5 protein-coding genes are annotated in these 5,730 nt (G+C 34.1%); 3 read left to right on the top strand and 2 right to left on the bottom strand.

What is annotated here, in order from left to right; genetic code table 11:
* The 3 genes from ACY65O_RS00600 to ACY65O_RS00590 form a co-directional block, all read left to right on the top strand.
* Positions 1–928: exo-beta-N-acetylmuramidase NamZ family protein (locus ACY65O_RS00600; protein WP_462218905.1), on the top strand; the 928-nt coding region annotated here is incomplete at its 5' end.
* A gap of 14 nt (positions 929–942) precedes the next feature.
* On the top strand, positions 943–1,308 hold the full coding sequence (locus ACY65O_RS00595; protein ID WP_462218904.1) for a hypothetical protein: 366 nt from the start codon (positions 943–945) through the stop codon (positions 1,306–1,308).
* Between the two features lie 27 nt (positions 1,309–1,335).
* Complete coding sequence (locus ACY65O_RS00590; protein WP_462218903.1) at positions 1,336–3,873, top strand: sensor histidine kinase; 2,538 nt, start codon at positions 1,336–1,338, stop codon at positions 3,871–3,873.
* 11 nt (positions 3,874–3,884) lie between these two features.
* Here the strand turns inward: ACY65O_RS00590 and ACY65O_RS00585 are convergent, their stop codons facing one another.
* Both ACY65O_RS00585 and ACY65O_RS00580 read right to left on the bottom strand, forming a co-directional pair.
* Complete coding sequence (locus ACY65O_RS00585; protein ID WP_462218902.1) at positions 3,885–4,505, bottom strand: response regulator; 621 nt, start codon at positions 4,503–4,505, stop codon at positions 3,885–3,887.
* A partial coding sequence (locus tag ACY65O_RS00580; protein ID WP_462218901.1) for a sensor histidine kinase occupies positions 4,506–5,730 on the bottom strand: 1,225 nt, incomplete at its 5' end.

Below are 5,730 nucleotides of genomic sequence, written 5' to 3'. Positions count from 1 at the left end.
TGTAAGTTTATACGGCGATCATAGAAAACCCACAGCAGCAGATTTTAAAGGGGTGGATATTTTAATTTTTGATATTCAGGATGTTGGGGTAAGATTTTATACATACATTTCTTCTTTACAATATTATTTAGAAGCGGCTTTAGAAAATCATAAACCATTATTAATTTTAGACCGGCCCAACCCCAATGGTTTTTATGTAGATGGCCCAGTGCTGGATATGAAATATAAAAGTTTTATTGGTATGCAGCCTGTACCGGTTGTTTATGGAATGACGATTGGAGAATATGGCTTAATGCTGGCCGGCGAAAATATGTTATCGGCAGCAGCCAACGCAATTAATGCTTATAATATTACCACACAGCCTACAGCAGATACACCCTTTCATGTTACTGTTATTAAATGCAAAAATTACGATCACAACAGTAAATACGTTTTGCCCGTAATGCCCTCGCCCAATTTAAAAACCATGCAAAGTATTTATTTGTATCCATCCACCTGTTTTATTGAGGGCACAGTGATGAGTGAGGGCAGGGGAACGGAAGCACCGTTTCAAATTTTTGGCCATCCATCTTTACCTAAAAAATTGTATGCCTTTACTCCTAAACCAAATGAAGGTGCAAAAAGCAGCAAATGTTTTTATCAGCTTTGTTATGGCTGGTATATAAAAGGGACTAACGAAGAAATTTTAAAAACACTCAATAAAAAAATTCAGTTGAAATATATTATTGCAGCGTATAAATTATTTCCCGGCAAGGATAGTTTCTTTTTAAAAAATAATTTTATAAGCAAACTGGCAGGTAACGATATTTTTCAGCAGCAAATAAAAACGGGTAAAACTGCCGCGGTGATTAAAAAAAGTTGGGAGCCGGGACTAAACGCTTTTAAAAAAATAAGAAAAAAATATTTATTGTATAAAGATTTTGAATAATTGTATTTTTAAGGATGCGGCTAACCATTACCTGCTTATGCTTATTTTTTTGCAGTACAGCAATTGCCCAGCCGGTGTACGAAACCTACACCCCTGCTAATGGCCTGGTAGATGCAAGGGTTACCGGCATGGTGCAGGATAAATATGGCCGTTTAATTATTTACACACGTGAAGGATTTAGTATTTACGACGGACAAAGATTTACCAATATACTTTCTATTAACAATGAACCGGTAGGCATTGTAAGCAATTATATTTTTTTACCCGACAGTACTTTATATTTAGTAAGGTTTAATGGCAACCCCATTAAAATAGAAAAAGATAACATCAGTTACGATAGTGTGTTATTAAAAGGCATTTCAGAAATTTCGGAAGTTTAAAAATTAAACGACAGTACCAGCCTGCTTTTGTCCAATTACGGCACTTACTTACTGATAAATAAATCGCAAAAAAAATTAACCAACACTGCAGGTATTGGATTGGCGTGGTTAACCAATGTTGCTTTTGGTGCCACTGGTAAAAATAAATTACTACTTTGTAACAATGATGGTGCTTTTGCACCTTCGCTTTTTTTATACGATATTAAAACAGCCGCAGTAACAAGTGTAATAGAGGGATTGGTAATTAATAAAATTGTGCAGGATAAAGCCGGGGCAATATATATACTAACCCTTCATTCAGGAATAAAAGAAATAAACGCAGCTAAACTGCAGGAAGATAAAATTGAATACACTGACCCATGGTTTTTACAATATGTGGATAAAGATTTTAAAATAGAAAATATAATTTTTGATAATGAAAATAATATATGGTGTATTGATGTAAACAGGGGTTGTTATAAAATTAATATAACCACACATGTAAAAACATTTTATAGTTATACCAGTGGGTTATTTAAAAATATAACTACAATATACCAGGATAAAGAATTTAATTACTGGTTTTTAACTTATGGTAAAGGCATACAAAAACTGGTGCAGTCCAATTATGAAGAGGTAAACGAAATCAACAGCACTGCAATTTTAAGGAGAGACTATACTTATAATTTACCCGGCAATGCAGTATTTATTAACGGGCATACAAAACAATTTGCGTTGCAAAATAATAATGCTGTTGTTTTGCCGGCATCAAAAAAAAACACTACCGATGGGTTAATATTTTGGCAAAATCAATACTGGCATTTTAAAGATAAAAATACTTTAGAAAATCAAAACAAAGTCAGCATAAATTTTAATTTGCCCGAAAACGAAAATAAAAGACAGCAGCTCTCCAATAAAATTAAAACTGATAAAGACGGTAATATTTTAATTGGGGGAACTTATTTTTATATACTGTTGCAAAATGGTACATATGCTGCTGCCGGGTTACCTTATTTTACAGATAATATTGTTGCAGATGACGATAATAATTACTGGGCTTTTGACAGGGGAAATTCGCTTGCCATCGTATATACCTATAAACATAAACAACTTGTAAAAATAAAAGAATTTAAATTGCCCGCCATTGCCCCAAGGTGTGCGGCACTTTGGAATAAAGATACTTTTTTAATAGGTACAAGATATAACGGGCTTTTATTTGTAAAGGCAGCAAATGGAGCGGTTAAACCTTTTCTGGCATTAACAAGAGAAAAAGGATTGTCGAATAATTTTATACTGGATATTATTAAATTAAATAAAAATAAAATTGCGCTTGCCACAGCATCCGGTGCTGACATAATAAATTTTAGTGGTACCGATACCAGTTTGCAAAAATTATCATTGGGTATAAACGTGTACGATCCTGTTGCTAATCTTGTAGCGGACAGCGCAGGTAATTTATATGCGGTTAGCGAATATACCGGCAAGCTCTACAAATACACCGCTAACAGGTTTAATGATATTAATTATTACCCCACTGCATTTTTTAACCAAATCTGGGTTAACAAAGAAAAGATAAGCAGTAATAAAAATATATTTAAGTACGACGAAAATAATTTTTTATTTCAGGCAGGTGCACCTTCATATATAGATAACAGGAACATCACTTTTTATTTTTCTTTACAGGGAAAAACAAATAAAGAATTGTTTAACAACTCTGGCGATTTTGAAGTAAATAATTTGGAGCCGGGTAAATATGAATTATTGGTGAGGATAGTTTATCCCGGTGGGATTTATCCTGAACAAAAACTTTACTATACATTTAAAATTAACCAACCGTTTTGGAAAACCTGGTGGTTTATTTTATTGATAATTATGTGCAGTGCTTTATTAATTGGCTATTTTATAAGAAATTTTTACAGCAAAAAACTGGAAAGACAAAAATCTGAACTGGAAAAACAATATGCGATTGAACAGGAACGTACAAGAATGGCAAGAGAACTGCACGATGGATTGGGCAGTATGTTAAGTGGTATTAAGCATTCATTTGCAGCATTAAAAAACCAGGTTATAATGGATAGCAACCTGGACAATAAATTTAACAGTAACATTGAAAAATTGAACGATACCATAAAAGAACTGCGTAATATTTCGCACAGTATTTCGCCGGACGGTTTGTTGCTGTACGGGTTAGAAAATTCGTTGAGAGATTATTGTAACAATATTACAAGCCCCGGCGTACTCAACATTTCTTTTAAGGCACTGGATACCGAAAAAATGCTGCTGACAGAAGAACAGGCTTTTCATTCGTTTAGAATTGTGCAGGAGTTGTTGCAAAATATCATTAAACATTCTGGTGCATCAAATGCCATTGTGCAAATAAGTTATAACCATAACTGTCTTTATATAACAGTGGAAGATGATGGTAAAGGTTTTGAAATTGACGATGACCTGAACAAGAAAGGTATGGGTTTAAAAAATATTGAAAGCAGGATAAAAATACTGAAAGGAAAAATGGATTACCGTACCACTGCATCGGAAGGAACTTCGGTATTAATGGAAATACCCTGTGCAGAAAAAAATATTTAATTCTGCAAATTTTATATCATGTGCTGTTGCACCGCCACTTTTATCAATGAAGCGATATTTTTTGCTTCAAACTTTGCCAGCAAATTTTTACGGTGTGTGTCAACTGTTGTAGTGCTGATAAAAAGTTTTTGTGCAATTTCATTATTCGTCATGCCATCGGCAATTAACTCCAGCACTTCTTTTTCTCTCCTGGTTATTACAGGTACATTATTATTGGTATCGGGTTTGCGTAAAGCAAGCGCCGCATCAAAACTTAAAAACTGTTTTCCTTTTACTACCGTTTCAATACCTTCCATTAACTCTTCCTGCGTTGCATTTTTAAGCACATAGCCCGAAGCGCCGCTGCCCAGCATTTTTTCTATAAAACTTTGCTGGTTAAAAGTGCTTAACCCCAAAATAAAAATACCCGGAAAATTTTCTTTTACTTCCCTGCACAAATCAATACCGCTTTTGTCAGGTAAATTAATATCCATTAAAATTACATCGGGTGTTTGCTGCTGTAAAAAAGCAATACAGGATGCAGCATTGGTGGCATGCCCCATCCACTCAATATTTTTTTCATTTTGTAATAATGAATGAATACCTTCTATCACCATATAGTGATCATCAACTATAAAAACTTTTATGGCCATTTATATATTTAATTCAATTTGAACTGATGTTCCTTTGCCCGGTTCTGATTGCACATCTAATTTACCCTTTAAATATTCTACACGGCTTTGTATATTACTCCATCCAATTCCTTTTGACTGCTGTAAAATTACAGGGTTAAATCCTTTTCCATCATCTTCTACAGTAATATTAATATCATTATTTATTTTACTTACCTGCACAATGGCGGTTTTTGCCGCAGCATGTTTCATAGTATTATTAATTAACTCCTGCACAATGCGGTAAATGGTAATGGCCGTGGTTTGCTCTATCACTAAATTTTGCAGCCCAATAGATTGATAAGAAACCTGTAATGCACCCGAATTATTTATATCGTTGCAAAAATCTTTTAATGCAGTATCCAGTCCAAATTTTACCAGTGCTTCGGGCATCATGTTGTGTGCCACACGGCGCATTTCTTTTATGGAGCTGTCCAGCATATCCATGCTGCGTTCAAAAGCCTGTGTATTTTCAGGCGTCATAATTAAATTTCCTTTCATAGTATTAAATGAATATTTTATTCCCGACAGCATTCCTCCCAGGCCATCGTGTAAATCTTTTGCTAATCTTGTGCGTTCCTGTTCTTCGCCTTTAAGTACAGCTTCGGTTGCTGTTAATTGTTGCTGTGTTTCTAAATCATTAATGCGCTGCTGTTGTAATTTTTGTTTTTGTTTGTAGGTTCGGTAACTGAGTATTGAAATAATCAGTAAAGTAAATGCCCCGGCTATTAAAAAATAATTAAGGGTATTTTTTTGGTTGATGGCAAGCTGCTGTATTTTTTTATCTGCTTCTAATTGTGCCACTTCGTTTTGTTTTTTTTCATAATTATACCTGGCCTGGCGAAATTCCATTTGCCTGATGTTGTCTGCCTGGTACAACGAATCTTTAATTACTGCTACAGAATCTTTATAAGCAAATGCTTTGGTAAAATCACCGAGCTGTTTATAAACTTCAGCATAATTTTCAAAATACATTTGTTTTGAGGTAGAGATTATTGAGTAGTCGAGATATTTTGCAGATGAATCTAAATGTGCCGCAGCAAGCTTTGGTTTTTTTAATTCCGCTTCGTTAGCTGAAATATTTAAAAAATTATTGCCAACGCCTGCAGTAAAATTATATTTTCTTGCAAAATTCAAACACAGTGTATAATAATCTATAGCTTTCTGATATTGCTTAGTGCCATGTATTACTATAACACTAAGCAAT

This window comes from Ferruginibacter sp., assembly GCF_031430955.1.
Taxonomy (GTDB): domain Bacteria; phylum Bacteroidota; class Bacteroidia; order Chitinophagales; family Chitinophagaceae; genus Ferruginibacter.
The sequence above is the reverse complement of the archived record's forward strand: the minus strand, read 5'-3'. Positions and strand labels throughout refer to the sequence as shown.

Bases quoted from the DNA above. Each gene is read 5' to 3' on its own strand.
- ACY65O_RS00595 (WP_462218904.1), top strand. From the start codon at position 943: ATGCGGCTAACCATTACCTGCTTATGCTTATTTTTTTGCAGTACAGCA.
- ACY65O_RS00585 (WP_462218902.1), bottom strand. From the start codon at position 4,505: ATGGCCATAAAAGTTTTTATAGTTGATGATCACTATATGGTGATAGAA.